The sequence below is a fragment of the Luteimonas mephitis DSM 12574 genome, from assembly GCF_000422305.1.
GTDB lineage: Bacteria > Pseudomonadota > Gammaproteobacteria > Xanthomonadales > Xanthomonadaceae > Luteimonas > Luteimonas mephitis.
The window spans coordinates 170,858-191,997 of the sequence record NZ_AULN01000018.1 but is presented as its reverse complement, the minus strand read 5'-3'; the positions used below and the strand labels follow the sequence as shown (position 1 = coordinate 191,997).

General features: G+C 62.3%; 20 protein-coding genes and 2 tRNA genes. 11 read left to right on the top strand and 11 right to left on the bottom strand.

What is annotated here, in order from left to right:
* Window positions 1–2 precede the first annotated feature (2 nt).
* Both H570_RS0108815 and H570_RS0108810 read right to left on the bottom strand, forming a co-directional pair.
* Window positions 3–659, bottom strand: coding sequence for a cupin domain-containing protein (locus H570_RS0108815; RefSeq protein ID WP_027080415.1), 657 nt, complete (start codon window positions 657–659; stop codon window positions 3–5).
* 15 nt (window positions 660–674) lie between these two features.
* On the bottom strand, window positions 675–956 hold the full coding sequence (locus H570_RS0108810) for a hypothetical protein (protein ID WP_027080414.1): 282 nt from the start codon (window positions 954–956) through the stop codon (window positions 675–677).
* A 209-nt stretch (window positions 957–1,165) separates the two neighbouring features.
* Between H570_RS0108810 and gcvA the strand changes: the two genes are divergently transcribed.
* Window positions 1,166–2,080: a transcriptional regulator GcvA gene (gene gcvA, locus H570_RS0108805; RefSeq protein WP_027080413.1), complete on the top strand. Its 915-nt coding sequence runs from the start codon at window positions 1,166–1,168 to the stop codon at window positions 2,078–2,080.
* A 413-nt stretch (window positions 2,081–2,493) separates the two neighbouring features.
* Here gcvA and H570_RS0108800 read toward each other — a convergent pair whose 3' ends face one another.
* The 4 genes from H570_RS0108800 to H570_RS0108790 form a co-directional block, all read right to left on the bottom strand.
* On the bottom strand, window positions 2,494–3,564 hold the full coding sequence (locus tag H570_RS0108800; RefSeq protein WP_084499982.1) for a copper resistance protein B: 1,071 nt from the start codon (window positions 3,562–3,564) through the stop codon (window positions 2,494–2,496).
* Window positions 3,561–5,417, bottom strand: a complete 1,857-nt coding sequence (locus H570_RS0108795) for a copper resistance system multicopper oxidase (RefSeq protein WP_027080411.1) — start codon at window positions 5,415–5,417, stop codon at window positions 3,561–3,563. The genes H570_RS0108800 and H570_RS0108795 overlap by 4 nt, the downstream gene beginning before the upstream one ends.
* A 100-nt stretch (window positions 5,418–5,517) precedes the next feature.
* The gene (locus H570_RS19600) at window positions 5,518–5,892 is read right to left on the bottom strand and encodes a CopL family metal-binding regulatory protein (protein ID WP_169447756.1); all 375 of its coding nucleotides are present in this window, start codon (window positions 5,890–5,892) and stop codon (window positions 5,518–5,520) included.
* Window positions 5,893–6,134: 242 nt separating this feature from the next.
* Window positions 6,135–6,386, bottom strand: a complete 252-nt coding sequence (locus tag H570_RS0108790) for a helix-turn-helix domain-containing protein (protein ID WP_027080410.1) — start codon at window positions 6,384–6,386, stop codon at window positions 6,135–6,137.
* Window positions 6,387–6,500: 114 nt separating this feature from the next.
* On the opposite strand from H570_RS0108790, the gene H570_RS16975 reads away from it, so the two are divergent.
* Complete coding sequence (locus tag H570_RS16975; protein WP_036135677.1) at window positions 6,501–6,929, top strand: hypothetical protein; 429 nt, start codon at window positions 6,501–6,503, stop codon at window positions 6,927–6,929.
* 201 nt (window positions 6,930–7,130) lie between these two features.
* Here H570_RS16975 and H570_RS0108780 read toward each other — a convergent pair whose 3' ends face one another.
* The gene (locus H570_RS0108780; protein WP_156899910.1) at window positions 7,131–8,225 is read right to left on the bottom strand and encodes a hypothetical protein; all 1,095 of its coding nucleotides are present in this window, start codon (window positions 8,223–8,225) and stop codon (window positions 7,131–7,133) included.
* Window positions 8,226–8,378: 153 nt separating this feature from the next.
* Here H570_RS0108780 and H570_RS16970 point away from each other — a divergent pair, with 153 nt between their 5' ends.
* From H570_RS16970 to H570_RS0108755, 4 genes are all read left to right on the top strand, one after another.
* Window positions 8,379–8,660, top strand: a complete 282-nt coding sequence (locus H570_RS16970) for a hypothetical protein (RefSeq protein WP_027080408.1) — start codon at window positions 8,379–8,381, stop codon at window positions 8,658–8,660.
* A 619-nt stretch (window positions 8,661–9,279) separates the two neighbouring features.
* Window positions 9,280–10,002: a hypothetical protein gene (locus H570_RS0108765; protein ID WP_027080406.1), complete on the top strand. Its 723-nt coding sequence runs from the start codon at window positions 9,280–9,282 to the stop codon at window positions 10,000–10,002.
* A 130-nt stretch (window positions 10,003–10,132) separates the two neighbouring features.
* Window positions 10,133–11,854 carry a hypothetical protein gene (locus H570_RS0108760; RefSeq protein WP_245559573.1) on the top strand — a complete coding sequence of 574 codons (1,722 nt, stop codon included), beginning with the start codon at window positions 10,133–10,135 and terminating at the stop codon, window positions 11,852–11,854.
* Window positions 11,855–11,904: 50 nt separating this feature from the next.
* Window positions 11,905–12,906 carry an AAA family ATPase gene (locus tag H570_RS0108755; protein WP_084499980.1) on the top strand — a complete coding sequence of 334 codons (1,002 nt, stop codon included), beginning with the start codon at window positions 11,905–11,907 and terminating at the stop codon, window positions 12,904–12,906.
* A 1,787-nt stretch (window positions 12,907–14,693) separates the two neighbouring features.
* Here H570_RS0108755 and H570_RS0108750 read toward each other — a convergent pair.
* Complete coding sequence (locus H570_RS0108750) at window positions 14,694–15,557, bottom strand: MarC family protein (protein WP_211219097.1); 864 nt, start codon at window positions 15,555–15,557, stop codon at window positions 14,694–14,696.
* Between the two features lie 82 nt (window positions 15,558–15,639).
* Here H570_RS0108750 and H570_RS0108745 point away from each other — a divergent pair, with 82 nt between their 5' ends.
* The 5 genes from H570_RS0108745 to H570_RS0108725 all read left to right on the top strand — a co-directional run bounded on the left by H570_RS0108745 (window position 15,640) and on the right by H570_RS0108725 (window position 19,215).
* Window positions 15,640–16,065, top strand: a complete 426-nt coding sequence (locus tag H570_RS0108745; protein WP_027080402.1) for a MerR family transcriptional regulator — start codon at window positions 15,640–15,642, stop codon at window positions 16,063–16,065.
* Complete coding sequence (locus tag H570_RS16965) at window positions 16,062–18,467, top strand: heavy metal translocating P-type ATPase (RefSeq protein WP_084499975.1); 2,406 nt, start codon at window positions 16,062–16,064, stop codon at window positions 18,465–18,467. Before H570_RS0108745 ends, H570_RS16965 begins: the two co-directional genes overlap by 4 nt.
* A gap of 22 nt (window positions 18,468–18,489) precedes the next feature.
* Window positions 18,490–18,565 (top strand) — tRNA-Ala (locus H570_RS0108735).
* A 43-nt stretch (window positions 18,566–18,608) separates the two neighbouring features.
* Window positions 18,609–18,684: transfer RNA gene (locus H570_RS0108730), tRNA-Glu, on the top strand.
* A gap of 285 nt (window positions 18,685–18,969) precedes the next feature.
* Window positions 18,970–19,215, top strand: coding sequence for a hypothetical protein (locus H570_RS0108725; RefSeq protein ID WP_156899909.1), 246 nt, complete (start codon window positions 18,970–18,972; stop codon window positions 19,213–19,215).
* Between the two features lie 98 nt (window positions 19,216–19,313).
* Here the strand turns inward: H570_RS0108725 and H570_RS0108720 are convergent, their stop codons facing one another.
* The 3 genes from H570_RS0108720 to ppsR form a co-directional block, all read right to left on the bottom strand.
* Entirely contained in the window at window positions 19,314–19,496 is a 183-nt protein-coding gene (locus tag H570_RS0108720) for a hypothetical protein (RefSeq protein WP_027080400.1), read from the bottom strand.
* A gap of 107 nt (window positions 19,497–19,603) precedes the next feature.
* On the bottom strand, window positions 19,604–20,092 hold the full coding sequence (locus H570_RS0108715) for a DUF1249 domain-containing protein (protein WP_036135673.1): 489 nt from the start codon (window positions 20,090–20,092) through the stop codon (window positions 19,604–19,606).
* A 143-nt stretch (window positions 20,093–20,235) separates the two neighbouring features.
* Entirely contained in the window at window positions 20,236–21,057 is an 822-nt protein-coding gene (gene ppsR, locus H570_RS0108710) for a posphoenolpyruvate synthetase regulatory kinase/phosphorylase PpsR (protein WP_027080398.1), read from the bottom strand.
* Between the last annotated feature and the right edge of the window lie 83 nt (window positions 21,058–21,140).

Sequence of the window (21,140 nt, the reverse complement as noted above, 5' to 3'; positions counted from 1 at the left end):
CGTTATGCCGCCATTCCCGGCGAAAGATGGCCGGTTTTCATGTACACGGTAGCGCCACGATTGGCAGCCGCCAGGTCCGGATATCGGCCCGCCGGCAAGCGGATCCAGCTTCCGCGCGGACACGTCCTTCCATCAAAACGAAGCTCGCCCGACAGCACCAGCAGTTCGGCACCGTCCACGTGGGCGGCAAGGGGCTCGTCGTCCGGGTTCAGCCGCTGCAACACCACCTGCTCCGAGGGCCCGGAGAACAGCGGGGACACCGAACGCCCCCGCAACTGCTGCCACGGCTGCGTGTCGATCCGGATGCGGCGATTCTCATCCGGCGCCATCTGCCGGAGCTTGACGAAGAGAATGGCCCCTTCGACGCTGCGAGGCTGATGCGCCGAACCCGGCGGATTGCGCAGGTATCCCCCGGTCGGACAATGATTATCTCCTTCCGAGAACGTGCCCGACAGCACAAGGATCTCTTCGCCGCCCGGATGCGCGTGACGCGGGAAATCCGAACCCGCCGCATAGCGCACGATGCTGGTGGCGCGGGCGTTCTCCCCGCCCAGCCGGTCAAGCATCATCCGCTCGACACCTGCCTGCGGCGAAGCCGTCCAGCGGTACTGATCGGGGGTGACGACCACCGGCCGCGAGAAGTCCGCATTGACGCGCATGGGTACGTGATTCCCTCAGGCGACGTCGTAGACGCGGACCTCTGGTGCGGAGGCCAGCAGCGGCCCCAGCTCCGCGACGACATCTTCCGTGAACAGCGTGCTGCCTAGGTAGGCCTTTGCATTGTCGACACTGTCGAAGCCGTGCAGGACCTGGACATCTTCGTCCCGCACCAGCAGATCCTTGGAGGTCGCGCCCGCAATGGTGTTGAGGAAAGGCTGCTTGTACTTGCGATAGACGTCGGCAGCCGCTGCGCGCTTGTCGTGATCGATCTTCAACGTGATTTCCAGGTAAGCCATTGCCTTGCTCCGTCGATTGGGGGAAGTCGGCTCGGACGATGCCCTCTTGAAGGGGCTGGCTTCCAATTCGTCATCCTCAGTAGAAAATCTATTCCGATACTGAAGCTTGCGAAGCGCCTTTCTTACGCCGAGTAAGCAAATTCTGCCCCGCTCGCATCACGATCTCCACTACGATATTCTTTCTCAAATAGAAAGAATTTCTTTTCAATATGAAAGCTCCAGGTTTTCTGAATGCCTTGCGCGCCTTTGAGGCCAGCGCCCGCCACCAGAGCTTTTCCGGCGCGGCGGCGGAGCTCAGCGTCACGCCTGCCGCAGTAGGGCAATTGGTCCGCTCACTGGAGGACTGGCTGGATACGCCGTTGTTCCATCGCGCTGCAAGCGGTCGCAATCGCCTGACACCAACCGAAGCCGCGGAACGCGCATTGCCCGACATCAAAGCTGGCTTCGACCGACTGAACATCGGGTTGAGTCGGCTCCGCGAGGGGCCGAGGTCAAGCGTCCTGACGGTCACGATGAGCCCGGCTTTCGCCGCCAAATGGCTGCTGCCCCGCATCGAAAATTTCCAGGCGCACTGTCCGGAGGTGGACCTGCGCATCGACACCAACCTCAGATTGCTGGATTTTGCAGCCCAGGGCATCGATGTCGGCGTGCGCTACGGCCGGGGTGTGTGGCCCGGCCTCGTGTCCGAAAAGCTGATGGACGAACAGATCTATCCCGTGTGCTCGCCGGATTGGCTTGCCGTGCACGGCCCTCTGGCAGCACCCGCGGATCTGGCCGGCAAGACACTTATCCACGACCTGTCTGTCGACACCCGGATCGGATTTGCCTCCTGGAGCAACTGGCTTTCATGCGTCGGCGCCACTTCGGTAGACGCCACACGCGGCATGCAGGTCAACAATTCGGCAGCCGTCCTGCAGTCTGCCATTGATGGACAAGGTGTTGCGCTGGCACGTAGCGTGATGGCGCGGGACGACGTGGCGGGCGGGAGGCTTGTCCGGCTTTTCCCCGAGCTGACGGTGGCTTCCGAACTGGCCTATTACATCGTGTACCGGGTCGAATGCGCTTCGGTACAGAAGGTGCAGGCGTTCCGGCAGTGGCTGACGCAGGAAGCAACCTTGGTTTAGCTGGTCCAGTTGCGTCCTCCAACTGGCCAACAGCTTGTTGGCCAATTGCTCTGGAGAAAGTACACGGCGCAATGTTTGGCCTGGCTTGTCCCGCCGAATGATCTCCTGCTCTGTTTCGTTCAGACGGTTTCAGGCAAAGGAATGAAGTTCTTCTGCCCTACTCCAGATAGCGATTCCTGCCAACGCCTATGCGACCTTCCGGTGCTCGTAGTAAGGATGCGCGCTCGCGTCGAAGGTGCGATGCACAGGGCCAACCAAAGAGTTGTTAGCCACCGATAGCAGCTCGTGGCTAATTATACGATTTGGCTGAAATCTGTACAAAATGAATGCGCGGCCAGACACAAGCTACTTCTCGCTCCTCGGTCAGAACACACCGCCATACGGGCACGCACAGAGTGATCGCATCTGTTGTCCTAGAACCAGATCCGTACGCCGGCGACAAAGCGGGTATCGCTGGCACCTTCGCCACCGTCGCGGCGAAAGTCCGCCGTGCGGCCGAAGGCGCGCTCATGCACGATGCCGATGTAGGGCGCGAACCGCCGCGTGAATTCGTAACGCAGGCGCACACCGGCTTCCGCTGTACTCAGCCCAGAACCGATCACGCGTGCCGGATCATCCTTCCCGTGCATTTCGAGTTCGATCAGTGGTTGGAGGATCAGGCGATTGGTCAGCAGCGTGTCGTACTCGACTTCGAGCCGGGCTGCGGTCTGGCCGCTTTCACCAAGGTAGGCGGTTGCCTGGACCTCAAACTTGTACGGCGCCAGCCCCATGACACCGATCGCAAGGAAGTCCTGGGAGTCGCCTGGCTTGAAGTCGTGCCGAATGCCGCCCACCACGTCCCACCAGCGGGCAAAGGCGCGGCCGTACAGTACTTCCAGATCCGCGCTTTCCGTGTGGCCATCAATACGTTCGCCTTCGCTGCGTAGCCAAACCTTGTTGAGGTCCGTCCCAATCCAGGACTGGGCGTCCCATGCAAGGCCGTCATCTCCGTTTGCATCGAATCCCTCGAGCCGATCGAGCAGGAAATACTGCTCAATGGTGTTGTCGTGCATGGCATGATCATCGGCATAGGCGAAGGCTGCTGTTCGATCCGCGTCGGTGACCTCTGGAATCGGCATATGCGGCGCATCGGTGGGGGCCTGCATCGTGTGCCCCATGGCGGCATGGTCTACAGCTATCCGCCGCTCCTCCGCTGGCGGAGCGCCATGGCTCATGGTGCTGTGATCCGCTGGCTGGCTCCCCTGTTGATCCGATGACGTATGTCCCATCGCAGCATGGTCCATCGGCACGGTGGCGGATTCATGGTTCGCCTCCGTCCTCGTCCTGACCTTCTCGTGGGTATCTGTCGGTTTCGGTTGGGCCTCGTGCTCGGCATGATCGCGTGTGAGCGGCATCTGATGTTGCGAATGATCCTGGGCGATCACCGGTGCGGCGAGGAGCAGGCCAAGCGCGAACGAAGTAGACCTCAAAGCGCACATGCTCATTCCTCCACCCTCACTTCGCGCATCATTCCCGCTTCCATGTGGTAGAGCAGATGGCAGTGGTAGGCCCAGCGTCCGAGCGCGTCGGCACGCACGCGATACCCACGCTTGCTGCCAGGCGGCATGTCGATGGTGTGCTTGCGCACCATGAAATTGCCCTGCTCGTCCTCCAGGTCGCTCCACATGCCGTGCAGGTGGATCGGGTGGGTCATCATCGTGTCGTTGACCAGGACGATGCGCATGCGCTCGCCATAGGTCAGGCGAATGGGCTCGACGTCCGAGAACTTCTGGCCATTGAAGCCCCACGCGAACCGCTCCATGTGACCGGTGAGGTGCAGTTCGATCGTCCGGCCAGGATCGCGACCATCGGGGTCTTCGAACACACTTTTGAGCATGGCGTAAGTGAGTACCTGGCGTCCGTTCCCACGCAAGCCGATACCCGGATCGTCCAGCTTCGGAACTGGTGACATGGTCTGCATGTCGACCAGCGGATTGCCTGCCTCGCTGGTCGGATGCTGCTGCATCTCGCCGCTGCCATGGTCCATGCCCATCATGTCCGTGTGCTGCATGTCGGACATGTCGTGGCCGGCATGTGCCTGGTCTGCCGGCGGCGATGAAGCCGGCATCGCATGCCCCATCGCCAAATGATCCATCCCATGCATGGCCGACATGTCGTGCCCCGCCCCCATGCCGCCGTGCCCCATGTCATCCATGGTCAGGATCGGTCGCGGATCGACTGTAGGCACCGGCGCCCGCAGGCCCTCGCGCACCGCCAATGTGCCGCTCACGTATCCAGTGCGGCCCATGTCCTGGGCGAAGATCGTGAAGGCGTCCTGGCCACTGGGTTCGACGATGACATCGAATGTTTCGGCCGTGGCGATACGGAACTCCTCCACGGTGACTGGATGGACATATTGGCCATCGGAAGCGACCACGGTCATCTTCAGGCCGGGAATCCGGACGTCGAAATGCGTCATCGACGATCCATTGATGAAGCGCAGGCGCACCTTTTCTCCGGAACGGAACAGCCCGGTCCAATTGCCGAGCGAGGTCGTGCCATTCATCAGGTACGTATAGGTGTTGGCGTTGACGTCCGACAAGTCGGTCGGTGTCATGCGCATCTGCCCCCACATCTTCCGGTCATCTACGGTTGCGGCAAGGCCATCTCGCTCTATGTCGCGAAAGAAGTCGCCAGCCGTGCGCTTGTAGTAGTTGTCGTAGCCCGGCATCTTCTTCAGACGCGAGAACAGCGCGCTCGGATCCAGATCCGTCCAGTCGCTGAGCAGCACCACGTAGTCACGGTCATATGAGAACGGCTCTGGTTCCAGAGGGTCGATGATCAGCGGCCCGTACAGCCCTGCCTGCTCCTGGAATCCGGAATGGCTGTGGTACCAGTACGTCCCGCCTTGCCTGACATCAAACCGGTACTGGTAGGTCTCGCCGCGGTGGATACCTGCAAAGCTCATGCCTGGCACGCCGTCCATGTTGGCCGGCAGCAGGATGCCGTGCCAGTGGATCGAGGTGGAATGCCCGTGGATGGATCCGGCTGGCAGGACGTTGGACACGCGTAGGTTCACGGTCGTGCCTTCCCGCCAGCGCAGCAGCGGCGCTGGAATGGAACCATTAACCGTGATCGCCGGCCGCGTACGCCCGGTGAAGTTCATGGGGGTTTCGCCGATGGCGAGATCGAATTCGGTCCCTGGCAGCGTCCGGCCATCCTGTCGCTGGCTGGATGGGAAGCCCAACTTCGGCCAGAGCCCGAGCGCCGCAACTGCACCACCCGCGGCCAAGCCTTGCACAAAGCGACGTCGAGAGGCCCGGGGGGCTCTCCCGTGCCCGAAAGTATCGGTATGCATGAGAACTCCAATCAGTGTCATCTGGAACACCGCATCAGGCGCCTGAGAAGGCGCCGAGAAGCGGTGCATTGGGAAAGCCCCTGCGGGGCGCTCCAGACGCCTATACGATTGGAGGTCTTGTCAGCTGCAACAGTATGGGGGCGGCACGCGCTGTCATGACACGTACTCTGACGCACCCGTGACTCGGGATGTCGATCTTGCCGTCGCCCGAGAAGCAAATCATCTGCACCACATGGGCGCACGCACAGCTGCAGGCTCCGGTTTGGCAGCAGTCGCTGGGTTGAACTGCCCCATCATTGCCCGACGGGGCCTCCGACTGATGGCACGGAAGCTCACCCGCATCAGCTGAATGTGACACGGCTTGCGCTTCCAGTAGCCCGAGATCCATGCCAATCCCAGCGACTGCCGCGCCAGTCCCATTCAGAACAAGCGCCAGCGCGAGTAAAACTCGAAGCAGGATGGGCCACGAAGCCATGCCCCCATTGTAGCTACTCCGAAGCCTGCAAAGCCGGGAAGGCCTCCTAACGCCCGCCATTCACCTTTCCAGCACCGATGGCATCACCCGTTCGTTAGCGAATCACCAGAATTGGACACCCAACGCCACCGCCAGGAGTGCTCCGAAACACCCGGGTTGGATTGGCCACTTCCGGCATCCTGATAGCAGGTGTTCCAACGCAAGCAGCCCCCACCCTGGCGTATATCCCATCACATCTGGCATCAGCGGGGCTTGGCGGCCTCGACCGCCACACGGATCGCAACCTCAGGGGTCAACCCCAAGCGGGCCGTCAAATGAAGAAACTCCAGAACGTCGAGCCGCCGTGCGCCGGCTTCGATCGCGGATAGTCGTTGCTGGGGCCATCCGAGAGCGGCACTCAGCGCGGCTTGCGTCAGGCCGAGTTCCTCACGGCGGGCGCGAAGCTGCTGGACTAGCCGCCTGTACTCGACTGAATAGATGGTCTTGGTGGCCATGGCCGCGCCAAAAGAGGGCGACCGCAGAAGCTATGTCACAGCTACCGATTACATGAAATTCATGTAGCATCTACTCACCCCCGACCTCGCAGCTTCCGCCTCTGGCATAGCGATATGGCCCTGTACTTGGTGAACCCAGCCGTCGAGATGACGCTTGAGCTGTTTGTCTCTCAACGTCTGGAAGAGGCGTTGACTATCCAGTACGAGCGCATCAAGGACCGGAAGGTTCGCGACACCTTCGTCAAGCGACTTGAGAAGCAAGTAGAAACACTGCTGAAGGACAGCATTGACTGGGATCTGAGGGAACCAACAGAGGCTCAGCTCAAGTACGCGATCCTCGTGGCCAAGCAACTGGGCATCGCCCTGCCCAGCGAAGCACGGAAATACCGATTCCATACCGCGATGTTCCTGGAAACATACGCGGCGCAAGCAAGCGTCGACGTTGCCGTGGACCTCAGCTCGGCCGACTCGGCCGCGACTGCTGCGCAAAGGCTCGTCGTCGACAAACTGCGCAGGCGCAATCCCGATCCCGACTCCTACTAGTCCTCAGCGGCGGCAGAACGCGTCGCTGATTCTCATAGCCGCGATAACGGCCCCTAATCAGTCCCTTTGGCCCCCAATATCACTTGCGAGCAGAGAGCTTCGGATCGTATAGGTAGCCGACGAACGTCACGCGAGCCCGGAATGCATCTCCGGAGCCGATCCAGAGCTTATGATCACTCAGGGCACAGCGCGCAAGCGACGCTACCCGCATCCTGGAAGTCCGTTACATTCTTCACGAGTACATTGACTCAGCTCGTGGCGTAGTCTCGCCTGATCGTACGCCGCCTTCATATCAAGCAGGGTCTCCTCTGGCGGAAAATCCACGGCGCCGTATTGGCGAAGCACAGACAGGCCCCAATCTTTGCCAACGGTGTGGCTAGCTACACGGCCAGCGACACGCGAATCCCGACAATCGGGGGCGACTTTGAGCCTCGGCATGAGCCCAAACTGCAAGTCCTTTCCGAGATCCCCAACCAAGAGGCGTCGCCGTTCGCGTGTGACTCTCGCGTTCTCTGCACGAATCACCCTCAGATCTTCAAGAATTGCGACATAGGTGCTCAGCAGATCCGTCATTTCATAAAATTCACAGATTGGTACATCGATGATCAAGCTGTCGCTTGCGGCAAGAGGAAAGACAAACAAGGAAAAGTACACGATCAGTGGTAACCGATAGCTCAACACCGGCATGCTCACGCAGGTCATCAGCAAAATCCTGTGCAAGGACAGGCCGACGTGAAAGCATCGCTCCCTGTCACCCGCTTCGCAGGCTTCTTTCAATAGAAGAACCGCTGCGGCGAGCGCATCCAGTCCGCCAGCATGGCGCTCGAGACTGGATAACGTGGCTTGACCGACCTTGCGTCGGTGATACCTGCCGAACCTCAACCCCTTTTTTTCGTACAGGGCTTCCTGCACCTCCACGCGCAGCGTGCGCAGGCCGGTGTCGATCTGGCCGCCCACCGGGTTCGTAACGTTCAGCATCGTCCAGACCGACGCGTCATAAATCGCCGTCGACCCGGGCACCTTTTTCTCCGCAGCTGCGAGGGTGACTTGACCCGGGCAATGCAAACCTGCTGCGTACTTCGGCCACATGTTGTGGTTGTAAAGAGCGGGCGAGACACCGGCGTAAGTTTCTGGCTGGATGAATTTTCCGATGCCATACGCAGTTGCGCACACGCGACTGCCGGTTTTCTGCAGGTGATCTCGGATGTGCTCAAACCATGCAACGCACCGGAGAATGTCGATCGCGGAGGCTACCTGCCTCTCAAATGGCAGGGAATCAATCAGCTTTCGCTTCATGATTTCCAATCGACGATTCTCGTAATTATGCATGTATTTCAATGACATAGTAGGGCGAGCATGTCCCCAATTAGAGTAACAGCGTCACCCCTACAGCAGCCGTGAGGAGGCCTCTAAGCTTGTCATGACATGACAGCCACGATGAGAGATGGGATGCCCGAGCAGTCCGTTGAACAGCAACTGGCCGAAGCGCTTGAGCGCGACCTGTTCAACCGACACGGGCCCATGATCGGCCAAGAGCACCTGTGGCAAGCCTTGGGGTACAGCTCGCTTGACGCCTTCCGACAGGCCGAGGTTCGCCAGACCCTGCCGGTGCGCGTTTTTCCCTTGGAGCGCAGGCGCGGAAAATTCGCCCTAGTGAAGGACGTTGCCCTCTGGCTGGCGCGCCAATACGCCGCGCAACCACCCACCGGCATCAGCAAACGAATCTCCTGACTGAACTACATCTGAGGTCGTTAGCCCCTTGCCGATAGCTACCAGTTCAAGACAGGCGAACGGTCGCGTTATCCCAGATGTCCGACGCGCCCCGCTGTCATAGCAAAGAGGAGGTACCGCCTAGAACGAATACTGAAGCACTAACCGCGAAAATTTTTCGTCCCTGAAAAAGAAAACGGGACCCTGGCAGGGGTCCCGCGATGCCCTAAAGAGCACTCACTCAAGAGCGTCGCACTTTTCGGGGGGCATGTCAATTGCTGCCCTACGGCAGCCTCAAAAAAGGACATCCCCAGGTGCAGAACCATCGCAAAATGACCAACAGCGTCTCGTTGGACGCCGTGCCCTCCGCCTTGGAGGGAGCCATCACCAGGCATAACGACCGAGTCCGCCCGATTCATTACCTGACTCACCTGAAGGTACCGGACGGACCGACATATCGCTGCCATCTGTACATCAACCCGCTGTCCCACTCGGTTCTGAGCTACCGGCTCGAGCCTGAGCCCGTGAACTGAGCCGCCAAGGCACCGTCCTCGGGCACGTGCGGTGCCTTTCCTCTCGCCACCGACCGGGAGACCCCGGTCTCTTGCCGTGCGCCTAAGCGGCGTGCGAAGGAGCTGTCATGACTGCCGGAATCACCGCTACCGCGGACGCTTCGTCCGCGACATCACATGCCACTGAGCCGAACCTACCGTATACGCCTCGCAAGTTGAGCCTTGGCGAACGCAATCGCCACGAAACTTTCGTCTTCTTCTCTCCACGAAACCGACGGGTCGTCACGGTCGCCGACATGGTCAATGTCGCAGTGGCGCTCAAGTTCGAGTTCAACCCCAACATCCGGAGGTACATCGAGCGTCCGCGCCGCATCCAATTCACAGCCAAACAACAAATCGATGTGTCGTTCTGGACTCGAGATACGTCAGGCGAGGAGCGCTTCTACTTGGTCGTTCCCGAGGCGGGCACCGTCGGCAGCACAACGGGGACCGTCTCCATTCGAGATCGAAGCGAACTCGATGATGCCGCTCAGCGCAATGGCATCCGGCTGCACTACATATCCGAGCCGGAGTTGCTTTCCGCACAGGCGTGGCTTGCAACCGGCTTCGAACTGCTGCCCCTGGTTTGGGACTACGGACGGCTGGCGACGCGCTCGCTCATCCGAAACCAGATCCGTGCACTCCTTGCCAATACCGAGCGCGTCTCGCTGTCGAACCTCATCAAGACCCTGGATTTCACGCCTGCAAACGTGCGTGCCGTAGCAGCGGGCATGATCCATCAAGGTGAGTTGCGACTAGTGGACTATTCGCCGGGTGCTGCAGACGCAATCCTGGAGGTGGTCTGTGCGTAGCCTCTATACGTGCTATCCCCTAGAGGAGCTCGCAGCTTGGTATAAGCCGAATGAATCGGACCTCGCCGAATCGGTTCGGTCGCGCTTCCGAGAAGCGTGTGCGGCGCTTACGGCGGTACTGACCGGCGACATGGGCATTACCCGCGCAGCCAACGCTCATGGGCTATGCCACAAACGCCTACGCGCCATGGTTAAACGCGCCCCACAACTTGCTCACGACGGCCAGCCGTACGGATTCAGGGTTTGCGTGCCTTGGGGTACCTATCAGCGCTGCGAACAGAGCAGCGATGTGGAAATGCCGCGGCTGGCTGGCCCGCATGCCATGCGCCAACTTCTCTCTGCACGCCCAGAAATCGCGATCTGGATCGACGAATTCGGGCAACCCTTACCACCCGGACGACCACCGAAAGCCTTCGACCGGCTGCACGCGAAGATCATCGCCGAGCTCAAACGTCTGGACCTGCGGGATTTCTATCCCCTGAACCAAGCGGACCAGGGACGCCGTGCCCTGCTCCGCTTTATCCGCCAGCGTCGCATCGAATACGCCGACGTCGGTAATCTCGATACTACCGATGCACCGCCTTCCACCTTGTCGGAAATTTTCCGGGGAAGTCCGTTCGCTAGAACGGAAATCGACGGGCATCGCATCGATATCGAGGCCGTCGTTGGTGTGGCATTGCCCAACGGCGGTTCCGTCAAGCGTCGGATCACTTCGATGTGGCTGCTGGTCGAGATCGAGGTCGAGTCCCGCGTCATCGTTGGCTGGTTCCTGCGCGTCGGCAAGGCGTACAACAACCTCGATCTCGCCTCCTGCATCACGAAGTCCTTGCAGCCGTGGAAGCGCCGGGAACTGACGATCCCTGACTTGGAGTACGCACCAGGAGCCGGTCTCCCCTCGGGATCACTGGGTGCACACTCGTCATGGCGCTCACGCTTGCTGGCGTTGGACAACGCGAAGGCGCATTCGGCCTTGGACTTCGAACAGGCGTTCTGTCGCGCTCGCGGCGGCATGCTGTTTTATGGACGCGCACACGAGCCACGCTCCCGGCCGATCGTTGAGCAGTTCTTCTCGCGCTTGGAGCGTGGCGCACTCCGCGACGTGCCGGGTGGTTTCGAGCCCGCCAAGCGCCTAGGCAAAAACAAGATCCGCATCAGCAATTTCGCACCGAACGACTATCCGATCCAGTTGCATGCGTTCGAAGAGCTGTTGGATGTCATCATCGCGAACTACAACGCAACGCCCCACACCGCGCTGGGCGACCTGAGTCCGCTGCAGTACCTGCAGATGCAAGGGCCGAAGGCCTTCGCTTTCATCCCTGACACGGCCGAGGAAGACGCCGGCGACATGGGCAGCGTATTGGTGCCGCTGACGGTCCATGGCAACCGCAGCGAAGGCGTGATGCCGCACGTCAACTATATGTACGTGCGCTATCGCAGCCCAGATATGGACAATAAGTGGGAACTGGTTGGCAAGACGGTCCTGGCTCGCGTTCACCGCCACGATCTTCGATCGTTCGTGCTAATGCGTACCGCCACCGCGCCCCTTTGCGCCGTGCGGGCGGCCGCACCATGGAACCGCACTGCGCACGATGTAACGACGCGGGCCATGATCATGCAGTGGTCGAAGCTGAAAGCAGGCTTCTCGATAACCGGCGCGGATTGCGCGATTGCGGCTTACGTCGCATTCCTGCGTGCACTGGCGCCAACTTCCCAGCAGGCGGTGGATCAGCTTTCTCGCATGGAACAGGTCCACAACGGTACCCCACCGAGCTCACGTCCGCCGGCGATCAATACCCCCATGAAGATTCCTCCGGGTGGCTGGATCAGCCTCGACGAAGAAAACGACTTCTGAAGATCTGGTTTTCGCCTTCCCACATGGCACCAACGCGCCAAGGAGAACTCATGGACAACAACGAACACCCCATCTTCATTCCCAATAGCTACCAGATCTACACCAAACCGACCGAGTACCTCGCCAACTTCATCCTCTCCAATATCAGTCAAGGTCATCACGGTTGCTCGGTATACGGCGGTGGCGGGCTCGGCAAGACTACCGCGCAGCAGTATCTAACTGACAACGCGTCGCGCTGGCTGATCAACATGAAGACAAAACAGCAGATTGGCGTCGCGGCACGCATTGTGATGCCCAGCGGCATCCGTCGCTCGGACCGTGCGTTCTGGACCGCCATTAACCGGCGCTTGAAGCTCGTCAACGCCATCCGCATGGATCCTGGACTGGGCCTCGAACGCCTGGTGAACTTCATTCGTACGCGCTGTGGCCAGGCACGGCAGCGCCGCATGGTGCTCTTCATCGACAACGCCCAGCGCATCACTGAATCCGAGTACCAGTACCTCGAGGATCTGGATAGTCTGGTGCTCGACGAAAACCTCAGCTTGTTCCTCGTGCTTGTTCGCCAGAGCGATGCCGAGGGCGTCGATGTCGGCGATGACTGGCTGGAACGTCCGTCCCATACCGTGCGCCGCTGGTTCATGGACACCGCCCCGTTCCGCCCTTTGATGGGGATTGCGGAAACTACCCACGCCTTGGGTCGTTACGACCGTTCGGTCGCATGGCCGACGCCTGACATGCCGTTTTCGCGTTACTTCGCCAAGGACGCGTTCGATCGCGGCTGGTGTCTGTCGAAGGATGCGCCGGTGATCTTCGAAGGCGTCCGGTCGCTGCGCAAGGAGTACAGGCTGCCCGAAACTGACGCGTGGCCGATGGCAACGTTTACCTTGGTCGTGCACTCGCTCTTGGCCGACATTGCCCACGAAAATCCTGATTTCAACGGCTTTACGCCTGAGCAGGTCAGGCACGTTCTTCTGGCCAGCGGCTATCTCCGGCTGGAGTTCGTCCGCGCCAAGATGCGCATGCCCGACTTAGGTCATGACGAGGCCGCGTAATGGCTTGGCGTGACGTCATTCAAGGGGGACCGGCGTTGCCGGCTCTCCTTGGCGCAGAACTAGAACCCTACCCCTATATCTCCGGATACGGTCTGCTTCGGAGGATGACGCAGTTGGGCCGGCTAATGGGCGTTGAACTGACGGCGCTAGGGATTCGCAACCGAGTGACATCCGACGCACTGATCGCAACCCAAAGGCCTGGCGCCCCCAAAGCGGCGCTGCTTCACGCACTTGGGCTGCGAGCGACGCGCGTCGGCGACTACTGGTCACCAGAGGTGTGGAGCCCGTTAAGAACCGGACGTATGCTGGAGCACCACAACCTCCCGCTCCGCGATTGCTCTTTCTGCGCAGCCCATGGGTACCATTGCGCGCTTTTCCAACTGCCCTTCATCGATCGCTGTCCATGGCATGCCGCCAAGCTGCACACCGGCTGTCCTCAGTGTGGCAAGACCTGCTGGGCACGTTTTCATTCGGATCTTCGTCTAGGCCGCTGCGAGTGCGGATACGACGCGTTCCAGGTCAGGACAGCTTCGACCAACATGTGGGATTTCCCAGCGACCGATGTCGACGCATGGGCTAGCCGATACCTGAGTTGGGCGGCCGAGGAACGAAAGTCCCGCCTACTTGTTATTCCTGCCTTGCATACCGATTGGATGCCGGGATATGCAGCATTGGCCCGCCAATCGCTTGAACTCACGGGCACACTCGCAACTACCGAGCCATCAGCCGAGCTGGAAGAGTTTTCTGCGGTTGGGGAGGATCCACCCGAACGCGAGTTTTGGGGCTGGAGCCTTCTGGGTGGCGAGCGTCCACTAACGTTTGTGCCGCTCCCCGCCACGATGCACGCCAAGCTCGTTCAGGCAACCAAAGATGCCGTGGCGGTTTTTCCGGTAGACACTCCCACCCCGCGCAGGCTCGCTACCCTCAATTACTTGGATGAAGGACAGACTCTCGAAGAAAACCTCGTTAATCGCCCTGAATGCCTGATCGCCGCCCACGGGCTGTCCAGCGAGCCAAACACTTGGCTCAACCTCTCAGCCGTCGACCCGACAGCAGCCTATTTCTGCGGCGAGTTGCTGGACAAGGTGATTTCGAGCTCCAGTCTGGATTTACGTGACGACGGGTGCAGTCGGTCCCTCCAAGCGGCTCGATCCCATGCGCTGGATGGGATCTCGGGGCGACGTCACGTAGCGAGAGCCTTGGAGGCCATCCTTGCCCGGGCGTATACCCAAGGCTTGGAGGCAGTACTCAGGTCAATTATCACCAGCGAGAAATCATTGAAATGCCAGCATTGGTTTCTGCCTACTGCAGAGATCGTCATTACGAACGACGAAGTCCGTTCGGTCAGGGTGTGCTGGACGGCGACAAGCCCGCCCCCTTCTAGGCGTGCCGTCGACATCCCCGCGCCTGTTACCTCTTCTACGAAGCCCCGTACCGGATCAAAGTCGCCGGCAACAAGGCCGCAAGCCCGGAACCGACTAACGTGCCGAACGGGTAAAAGGCGACGGAAGAAATAGCGGGCAGATCTTCGGCGGATCAAGCAAATGAAGGGCGATTGCTGGTAGTTCGATGAATTTCGGGCGATCTGTTGGAGAAGAAGGTGCCGACAGAACGCCCCGACAATCCGCGCTTCTCTTCTTTAATCAGACAGTTAACTTCAGGGCGAATGCTCGGCGTCAATCAGTTCGACGGCCGCTCCGGCTGTCGGTCGACCATTACGTCCCCCCATGTGAGTCCACCCGGATACCGACTGTCGATCTGTCCGCAGCGCGCATGCCGCTGTCGAGCTACTGCTGCAGCTCGTCCCATCCATTCCACATCAGCTGGATGCCGATGCACACCAAAACGAATGCCATCACTTGCTGCAGCACGAGCTCGCCGGTGTCGCCCAGCCTGGCGATGACTTTCAAGGAGTTGCGCAGGATCAGGTACACCACCAGCACCACCAGCGCGGCGCCGCCGAACGCGACGATCGCACCGCTCAGGAAGTCCAGCGGCGTGCCGGATTGCATCTGGGTGCCCAGCGCGATACAGGCCGCCAGCGTGCCGGGGCCGGTCGTCAGCGGAAAGGTCATCGGCACGAAGCTGTGCTTCATGATGTCCTGGCTGGGCATCGAAACAGCCTGCTCCGCCACTGCGTCTTGCACCGTTTCGCGGCGGGCATTGAGCATCCGCCAGCCGTTGGCGGCCACCAGCAGCCCGCCTGCGATTCGCACCACCGGCAGCGAAATTCCGAACAGCTTCAAGACATAGCCGCCGATCAGGATGCCGATCACGATCACGCAATAGCTGTTGATGCACACCTGCCGCGCGAGCAGCTTGGCCTTGTCATGCTGGCGGCCGACCGTTGCCACGAATACCGATGCGGTGCTCAGCGGATTGATGATGGGCAGCAGCGTGATCGGAACCAGTACCAGTTCCCGCGCGATGTGTACGACGATCCCTTGCAGGTCCATGGGTCCCCTCTTGTCTCCACCGCGGCCGAACGCGGAATCAGGCTGGGCATTGCTTGCATCGCCCGTGCCGCAACGGAGTTCATGCATCCAAACGAGAGGCCACGCGATCCGCCGGCGACAGTGCGGCAAGCCTAGGACACGCGGGTATCGGCGGCCAGCACTTGCGAAGCAGGCCTGGCGCGCGCGCATCGGCATCGCGACACTTGGCTCCATGCAAACCCTTGACTCTTGACCAAGGTTCAAGGTTTACCATGACGCCCTGCCTCAGGAGATCGCCATGAACATTGGCCAGCTCGCGCGCCAGGCCGGCGTGCCCATCGACACGGTTCGCTACTACGAGCGCCAGCGCCTGATTCCCGAACCGGCGCGCAGTGCCAGCGGCTACCGCCAGTACCAGTGCGACGATGTCACCCGGTTGAATTTCATCCGTCGCGCCAAGGCCCTCGGTTTCACACTTGAGGAAATAGGTGAACTGATGGCCATAAGCAGCAATTACTCAAATGATATGAATGAGATGCGAAAGAAAGCATCCCAAAAACTTGAAGTTGTGGAAGAGCGCCTCGCCGAGCTGACCCGGGTGCGTGACGCCTTGCACGAACTGGTCGACGCCTGCCCGGGTCACGGCGCCCTGGCCACCTGCCCGATCATGGCAGCGCTCAGCACCGATACCGCGACCGCATCCGAACGGGCGGCGCAATCATGACGGCGCACCGGGAACATGCCGCGCACAGCTGCTGCGGCAGCACGCAAGCAGGCGTTGCCGACGGCAAGGCCATCGATCCCGTCTGCGGGATGACCGTGGATCCGGCGACCACCTCGCACCATGCCGTCCACGGGGACATGGACTATCACTTTTGCAGCGCCGGTTGCCGCACGAAGTTCATCGCCAACCCGATGCGCTACCTGCACCCGGAGCAGGCCGAACCTGCCCCGCCCCCGCCGCCAGGCACCCGCTACTTCTGCCCGATGGATCCCCAGATCGAGCAGGACGGCCCCGGTACCTGCCCGATCTGCGGGATGGCGCTGGAACCGATGCTGCCTTCGCTGGATGACGGCGAAAACCCGGAACTGACCGACTTCCGCCGCCGCTTCTGGTGGACCCTGCCGCTGAGCCTGGCGACGATGGTGCTGGCGATGGCCGGGCATGCGGTCGCACTGGTGCCGGCGGCGATGCAGCCGTGGATCGAACTCGCCCTCGCCACGCCGGTCGTGCTCTGGGCCGGCTGGCCCTTCCTGCAGCGCTGGGCGCAGTCGATCCGCAACCGCAGCCCCAACATGTGGACCCTGATCGGCACCGGCGTGCTTGCTGCCTTCGGCTACAGCGTGGTGGCGACGGTGGCGCCGGACGTGTTCCCGGCCTCGTTCCGCGACCACGGCGTGGTCGGCGTCTATTTCGAGGCGGCGGCGATGATCGTCTCGCTCACCCTGCTCGGCCAGCTGCTCGAGCTCAAGGCACGTTCGCGCACCTCCAGCGCGCTCAAGGCCCTGCTCGGGCTGGCCCCGAAGACCGCCCGCCGCCTGCGCGACGACGGCGGCGAGGAAGACGTCGAACTGACCCACATCCACGTCGGCGACCGGCTGCGCGTACGGCCTGGTGAAAAGGTGCCGGTCGACGGCGTCGTGCTCGAAGGCCGTTCCAACGTCGACGAATCGATGCTCACCGGCGAACCGGTGCCGGTCGAGAAGACGGCGGGCGACCGCGTCATCGGTGCGACGATCAATGGCACGGGCGCGCTGGTGATGCGCGCGGAGAAGACCGGCGGCGACGGCGTGCTGTCGCAGATCGTGCAGCTGGTGGCGCAGGCGCAGCGCTCGCGCGCACCGATGCAGCGCATGGCCGACCGGGTCGCGTACTGGTTCGTGCTGGGCGTGCTCGCGATCGCGCTGGCGACGTTCCTCGGCTGGGGCCTGTTCGGCCCGGAGCCGTCGTGGACGCACGCAATCGTGGCCGCCGTCTCGGTGCTGATCATCGCCTGCCCCTGCGCGCTGGGACTGGCCACGCCGATGTCGATCATGGTCGCCACCGGCCGCGCCGCGCAGGCCGGCGTACTGTTCCGCGATGCCGAAGCGGTGGAAACGCTGCGCCGCATCGACACCCTGGTCGTCGACAAGACCGGCACGCTCACCGAAGGCCGTCCCGCGTTCCGGGAAGTGGTCGCGCTTGCGCCATGGACGCAGGACGAGGTGCTGCGGCTGGCCGCCAGCCTGGATGTCGCCAGCGAACACCCGCTGGCCGCCGCGATCGTCGCCGAGGCGCGACGCCGCGACATGGCACTGTCGCCGGCGCTCGATTTCGAGTCGATGACCGGGACCGGCGTGCGCGGCAGCGTCGACGGCAAGGCGATCGTGCTCGGCAACGACGCGCTGATGGCCGAGCATGGAATCGATCCGGCCGCGCTCGGGCAGCGTGCGAAAGAGTTGCGCACGCACGGCGCCACGGCCATGTACCTGGGCGTTGCGGGCGGGCTTGCGGGCCTGCTCGCGGTGGCCGACCCGCTCAAGGCCGGCACTGCTGATGCCATCGCACAGCTGCACGCCGCGGGCCTGCGCATCGTCATGGCGTCCGGGGACGCCACCGCCACGGCGCGTGCGGTGGCCCAAGAGCTGGGCATCGACGAGGTCCACGGTGGGGTCCGCCCAGCCGACAAGCTCGCACTGGTGCAACGCCTGCAGTCGGAGGGTCGCCGGGTGGCGATGGCCGGCGATGGCATCAACGATGCGCCGGCCCTGGCCGCGGCCGATGTCGGCATCGCCATGGGCACCGGCACCGACGTGGCCATGTCCAGCGCGCAGGTCACCCTGGTCAAGGGCGACCTGGCCGGCATTGCACGCGCGCGATCGATCTCGGATGCAACCGTGCGCAACATGCGCCAGAACCTCGGCTTCGCCTTCGCCTACAACGCGCTGGGCATTCCGGTGGCAGCCGGCGTGCTGTATCCGTTCACCGGCCTGCTGCTGTCGCCGATGCTGGCCGCTGCAGCGATGAGCCTGAGCTCGGTTTCGGTGGTCGGCAACGCGCTGCGACTGCGCCTGGCCAAGCCGCAGGGTGAACGCGGCAAGGCGAAATCGAAATCAGCGCTTGCACGTTCGACAACCGCTGGCTAGAATTCCGCGCTTTCCAGCCCGTGGGGCCATAGCTCAGCTGGGAGAGCGCCTGCATGGCATGCAGGAGGTCGGCGGTTCGATCCCGCCTGGCTCCACCAATTCCGGACACGGCCTGCCCGGAATCGCTGCAAGTTCCACTGCGTCCCCATCGTCTAGAGGCCTAGGACACCACCCTTTCACGGTGGACACCGGGGTTCGAATCCCCGTGGGGACGCCACTTTTCGATGAAACAGGCTCGCTTCGGCGGGCCTGTTTCTTTTCAGGCAATGCATTCCCGGGCGATGCTTGGGCAATTGGCCGCCACGCATCCGGTTGCAGCGAAAGCATCGAGCGGGCGGTCTCGCGCATGCCCAAGGTTTGATCGCGCCCGACCCGTCGCCTCGCGCTCGATGTCGCCTGCCCTGCCCCGCCTCCGACGGGCTTGCCGGCCCGGCCGCCCGCGGCGGGAACCTGCGTTGGCCTCTGCAGGCCGGGGATTTGCGGACGAAGCGGGGGTGATGGCATGGCAAGGTCGGTACTCACGGTGGAACCTGCCCGGCAGGGCTGGGTCATCCGGTTTGAAGGCAAGGCGCTGGATCTTCGCGCCACCAAGCTCGAGGCCATCGGCGTGGCCAGCAGGCTCGCTGCCGACCGCAACAGCACGCGCGGCGACTCGACCGGCGTCGCCGTGCGCGTCGCCAATGGCGACAGCGTGCTGATTGCCCGCCACGGCTGGGCAGGACAGAAATCGCGCGGCACGTTCCGCTGACAGCGCCAGCAATGCATCACGCAAGCCGGGCCCCGGCCAACTAAAAGGCCCGCACGAGGCGGGCCTTTTCGCGAAACCAGAACAATCGCTCGCGATGCTTACATCGACGCTGCCTGCGACCCGCCATCGCTTTCGCTGTTGGCCAGCGAGGCCCAGCTGACCTCGACACCCTTGCGGTGGCCCTTCTCGACCAGCTTCAGGCCATCGGGATCGATGGTGAGCGTATAGGCCTTGTCGCCGATCTGGACTTCGCGCCGCAATGGCTTGTCGAGCTTGGTCATCGGTGTCTCCTCATGCGCATTCAGGCGCGTTGGAGGGCGATGCTAGCAGCCGGATGTTTGCAGCGCGTAAAGGCCGTGAACGAAGCATTAAAAATGCGGTGCGCGTCTCAGGCGACCCTGGTTTCGGCCGCAGTCGCGCGCAGCGTGGCCACGCCGTGGCCGCCTTCGGCCAGGTACTGCAGCCATTTGCCGAGGAACGTGTTCATGCGCATGCGGTGACTGATCACCTGCGCCGGCGGCGGATACATCCCGATCACGTCCTGCCAGCGCCGCCCCACATAGCAGTGCGTCGCCTCGACCTGGCGCGCGTCGCGATACAGGCGCAGGAAAGCCGACGGGTCGGGCTCGCCGGTCACGGGATCCTGCAGGCCGTAGGTCAGTCGCAGTTCGGTCGTGTAGGCATGCTGCTCGATGACCTGCAGGTGCAGGTCGAGGCCGTCGCCGATCGTCGAGACATAGCGACCCGATGCAAGGTCGGCGGGCTCGAACAGCCGCGTCAGGCGATTGAAGTTTTCCGCATACAGGCCCATCAGCCAGCCGAAGCGGCTGAGCTTCGGAATGCGTGCCGTGCGATCGGTGACGTGGACCCGGGACATGGCCCGATGCTACACGCACAGGCCAGGGCGCGGCAGCATTGACGGAAGCGTTCGCGGCGCCTAACGTGAACCTTCTCCACCGGCATTTTCCGCCGCCGCGATGCGGCTGGCGGGAAGGCGCCTCGCAGGCCCGGACGTCGTGCTCAGAACATCCCGCGCCGGATGCCGAACGTGGTCAGCACCGTGCTGGCGATTTCCTCGATCGACTTGTGCGTGGTGCTCAACACCGGGATGCGCTCCGCGCGGAACAGGCTCTCGGCCGCGGCCACTTCCCTCTTGCAGGTCTCCAGCTGCGCATAGCGCGATTTAGGGCGCCGCTCCTCGCGAATCTGGTGCAGGCGCACCGGATCGATGCTCAGCGCGAACAGCTTGTTGCGATACGGCTGCAGGCGCGGCGGCAGGCGATCGTGTTCGAGGTCTTCCTCGGTCAGCGGGTAGTTCGCGGCGCGCACGCCGTAGTGCAGCGCCAGGTACACGCAGGTCGGCGTCTTGCCGGCCCGCGACACCGCCACCAGGATCACGTCGGCGTCGTCGTAGTTGACGGCGATACCGTCGTCGTGGGTCAGCGCGTAGTTCATCGCGTTGATGCGGGCATGGTAGGTATCGAAGTCGACCATGCCGTGCGCCTGGCCGACCTGCGACTTGCGTTGCTGTCCCAGTTCGCGCTCCATCGGCTCGATGAACGGCGCAAACGTGTCCAGCACCAGCGCGCCGCTTTCGCCGATCAGCCGGGTCAGCTCCGGATCGACGCAGGAACTCACCACCACCGGACGAACACCGACCTCCTCGCCTTTCGCCCGGATCCGCGCAGCGGCCTCGCGCGCGCGCTCCGGGCTGTCGACGAAGGGAATGCGGTCGGTACTGAAGCGGGTGTCGGCAAACTGGGTCAGCAGGCTGTGGCCGATCGTCTCGGCAGTGATGCCGGTGCCGTCGGAAACATAGAAGACCGGGCGCGTGTCAGCCATGTGTAATCGCTTTCCTGTGGGTGCGTGCGGGGGCGGCATGGCCGCGATGCACGGAATCCGGCCCCGAACGTGGCCGCTGCCGT

Excerpts from the sequence above, each read along its gene's own strand:
- H570_RS19600 (WP_169447756.1), bottom strand. The coding sequence starts at position 5,892 with ATGGCTTCGTGGCCCATCCTGCTTCGAGTTTTACTCGCGCTGGCGCTT.
- H570_RS0108815 (WP_027080415.1), bottom strand. The coding sequence starts at position 659 with ATGCGCGTCAATGCGGACTTCTCGCGGCCGGTGGTCGTCACCCCCGAT.
- H570_RS0108750 (WP_211219097.1), bottom strand. The coding sequence starts at position 15,557 with ATGCCGATGCGCGCGCGCCAGGCCTGCTTCGCAAGTGCTGGCCGCCGA.
- H570_RS0108745 (WP_027080402.1), top strand. The coding sequence starts at position 15,640 with ATGAACATTGGCCAGCTCGCGCGCCAGGCCGGCGTGCCCATCGACACG.
- H570_RS0108755 (WP_084499980.1), top strand. The coding sequence starts at position 11,905 with ATGGACAACAACGAACACCCCATCTTCATTCCCAATAGCTACCAGATC.
- H570_RS0108780 (WP_156899910.1), bottom strand. The coding sequence starts at position 8,225 with ATGAAGCGAAAGCTGATTGATTCCCTGCCATTTGAGAGGCAGGTAGCC.
- ppsR (WP_027080398.1), bottom strand. The coding sequence starts at position 21,057 with ATGGCTGACACGCGCCCGGTCTTCTATGTTTCCGACGGCACCGGCATC.
- H570_RS0108725 (WP_156899909.1), top strand. The coding sequence starts at position 18,970 with ATGGCAAGGTCGGTACTCACGGTGGAACCTGCCCGGCAGGGCTGGGTC.
- gcvA (WP_027080413.1), top strand. The coding sequence starts at position 1,166 with ATGAAAGCTCCAGGTTTTCTGAATGCCTTGCGCGCCTTTGAGGCCAGC.
- H570_RS0108795 (WP_027080411.1), bottom strand. The coding sequence starts at position 5,417 with ATGCATACCGATACTTTCGGGCACGGGAGAGCCCCCCGGGCCTCTCGA.
- H570_RS16975 (WP_036135677.1), top strand. The coding sequence starts at position 6,501 with ATGGCCCTGTACTTGGTGAACCCAGCCGTCGAGATGACGCTTGAGCTG.
- H570_RS0108715 (WP_036135673.1), bottom strand. The coding sequence starts at position 20,092 with ATGTCCCGGGTCCACGTCACCGATCGCACGGCACGCATTCCGAAGCTC.
- H570_RS0108800 (WP_084499982.1), bottom strand. The coding sequence starts at position 3,564 with ATGAGCATGTGCGCTTTGAGGTCTACTTCGTTCGCGCTTGGCCTGCTC.
- H570_RS0108765 (WP_027080406.1), top strand. The coding sequence starts at position 9,280 with ATGACTGCCGGAATCACCGCTACCGCGGACGCTTCGTCCGCGACATCA.
- H570_RS0108760 (WP_245559573.1), top strand. The coding sequence starts at position 10,133 with ATGGGCATTACCCGCGCAGCCAACGCTCATGGGCTATGCCACAAACGC.
- H570_RS16965 (WP_084499975.1), top strand. The coding sequence starts at position 16,062 with ATGACGGCGCACCGGGAACATGCCGCGCACAGCTGCTGCGGCAGCACG.
- H570_RS0108720 (WP_027080400.1), bottom strand. The coding sequence starts at position 19,496 with ATGACCAAGCTCGACAAGCCATTGCGGCGCGAAGTCCAGATCGGCGAC.
- H570_RS16970 (WP_027080408.1), top strand. The coding sequence starts at position 8,379 with ATGCCCGAGCAGTCCGTTGAACAGCAACTGGCCGAAGCGCTTGAGCGC.
- H570_RS0108810 (WP_027080414.1), bottom strand. The coding sequence starts at position 956 with ATGGCTTACCTGGAAATCACGTTGAAGATCGATCACGACAAGCGCGCA.
- H570_RS0108790 (WP_027080410.1), bottom strand. The coding sequence starts at position 6,386 with ATGGCCACCAAGACCATCTATTCAGTCGAGTACAGGCGGCTAGTCCAG.